Source organism: Actinoplanes sp. NPDC048791 (assembly GCF_040650095.1).
Taxonomy (GTDB): Bacteria; Actinomycetota; Actinomycetes; order Mycobacteriales; family Micromonosporaceae; genus Actinoplanes.
In genome coordinates this window covers 1-1,635 of record NZ_JBEZGQ010001451.1, presented here as the reverse complement: position 1 = coordinate 1,635, position 1,635 = coordinate 1, and the positions used below count along the sequence as shown (strand labels likewise).

Here is a 1,635-nt window from a genome sequence, read left to right as displayed (position 1 = left end):
CGCGCGCTGGTTCCGCTGCGACGTCACGACCGCCGACCTCGACGGGCAGAGCCGGACCAGCCGCACCGGCAGCCTGGCCGGGGAGCTGGCCGGTGCGTCGCCGCTCAAGCTGGGCTGCTTCAACCCGACGGTCGACGGCGAGACGGTGACGACGATGCGCCCGGTGCCGTGTGACGAGCGGCACCGGGCCGAGTTCGCCGGGCTGTGGAAGGCGCCGGAGATCACCTACGCGGCGCTGGAGTCCGGCACCGAGCGCAGCGCGGCGGGCTGCCGCGGGGTGATCGCCAAGTTCGCGAAGCTGCCGGACGACTCGGACATGCAGTACCGCACCGGCTGGATCTCCTACAACCCGACGCGCACCGAATGGCTGTCCGGCGAGCGGCGGGTGCGCTGCTTCGTGTACTTCGCCAAGCGGACCTTCACCCGCTCGCTGAAGGGCGCGGGCCCCTCGGTGCTGCCCGTGGACTGACGGCGCTACAACTTGCCGGCGCTCTGCCGCTCCCGGATCCGCGCCTGGAAGGTCGCGCTGTCGTTGGCCCGCGGGAACGGCGCGTCCGGCACCGGGACGCCGAGGAAGTCGCAGAGCGGCTGCCAGCCCTGCGAGACCTCGAACTCCAGCAGCCGGTCCGCCGGGACCTCGCGGCGCACCGCCTCGTTGTGCTCGGTGAAGACCCGCACGGCGTGCTCCCGGTCGGCGAAGCGGCCGCCGAAGGTGCCCTCCCAGATGAGCGACCGGACCATGGCCAGGCCCGCGGTCACGGAGTCGTCGCCGTCGCGCGGCGCGCTCCGCGCCGCCTGGAAGATCGTGCTGTGCGCGCTGTCGTACCACTTCTGCGGGTCGCGGACCGTCAGCACCACCTTGGCGTCCGGATGCCTCTCGGTCAGCTCCCGCCAGAAGTACGTGCCGGGCCAGTCCACCGTGGAGCGGTGCCCCTCCAGCGCCTTGTCAAGGCTGGAGAGGTCACCCTCGGCGGCCCGGGCGAACAGCGTCGCCCGTTCGGGATCGTCGAGCAGCGGCAGCATGTGCATGCACGGCCCGCGACCCAGCATCTCGAGCGCGATCTTCAGGCTGAGTGTGCCGGTACGGCCGAAACCTGCCCCGATGACATCCATGTCCATCTTTATACCGGACTTTGTTGACCGGGACAGTGCACAAGGCGCTCAGCTGGTGCGGCGCAGCACCGCCAGGAACATCGCGTCGGTGCCGTGCCGGTGCGGCCACAACTGCACCGTCGGCCCCGGGCCCAGCTTGGGCATGCCCGGCGGCAGCAACGGGCGCGCGTCCACGAAGTCGACCTCCACACCGCTGCGGCGGGCGCCCTCGGTGACGGTCACCTGCGTCTCCACCATGTGCGGTGAGCAGGTCACATAGGCGACCACGCCGCCGGGACGCACGGCCCGCAGCGCGGCCACGAGCAGCTCCCGCTGGAGCCGGGTCAACGGCGGAAGATCAGCCGGGGTACGCCGCCAGCGCGACTCCGGACGCCGGCGCAGCGAGCCCAGCCCGGTGCAGGGCGCGTCGACCAGCACCCGGTCGAAGCCCTCCTCCGGCAGGTCGGGATCGCGTCCGACCGTACGGCCGTCGGTCGGCAGCACCGTGACCGGCAGTCCGGCGGTGGCCAGCTCGACCAGCCG

2 protein-coding genes and 1 pseudogene are annotated in these 1,635 nt (G+C 72.3%); 1 reads left to right on the top strand and 2 read right to left on the bottom strand.

The window, feature by feature from the left end:
* A partial coding sequence (locus AB0C29_RS47325) for a septum formation family protein (protein ID WP_360834790.1) occupies positions 1-469 on the top strand: 469 nt, incomplete at its 5' end.
* Positions 470-474: 5 nt separating this feature from the next.
* Here AB0C29_RS47325 and AB0C29_RS47320 read toward each other — a convergent pair.
* Together AB0C29_RS47320 and AB0C29_RS47315 are read right to left on the bottom strand one after the other, a co-directional pair.
* On the bottom strand, positions 475-1,113 hold the full coding sequence (locus AB0C29_RS47320) for a sulfotransferase family protein (RefSeq protein WP_360834788.1): 639 nt from the start codon (positions 1,111-1,113) through the stop codon (positions 475-477).
* Positions 1,114-1,161: 48 nt separating this feature from the next.
* Positions 1,162-1,635 (bottom strand): annotated as a pseudogene (locus AB0C29_RS47315) (rRNA small subunit methyltransferase B); the annotation flags it as partial.